The organism is Monashia sp. HAY1-2A (assembly GCF_056755315.1).
Genome location: NZ_JBNDHY010000846.1, coordinates 1 through 231, shown reverse-complemented (window position 1 = coordinate 231; position 231 = coordinate 1). Strand labels below are relative to the sequence as shown.

Here is a 231-nt window from a genome sequence, read left to right as displayed (position 1 = left end):
CGACCGGAAGCATGCAAAGTGCTTGAACGACGAAGCGAGCCAAGGTGATTTCCGCGGACGGAATTGTCACGATCGCCAGTTTCGCAAAGATATCGATGATCGGCGACACGAGCACCGAAAGGAACATGAGCAGCAGGCCCATTGTTACTTCGGAGGAGACATTTGTGGTCGTCACGGCGCTGCTCATTCCAAGGTCCTCTGGTCAAGACCTTGCGGTTGCTTTATCGCACC

At 54.5% G+C, this 231-nt stretch carries 1 protein-coding gene; it reads right to left on the bottom strand.

The genetic code is table 11. From position 1 onward, the window contains the following. The coding region (locus tag ACPYOM_RS24150; protein WP_481347925.1) for a hypothetical protein at positions 1-187 on the bottom strand (187 nt) is incomplete at its 3' end. Positions 188-231 lie beyond the last annotated feature (44 nt).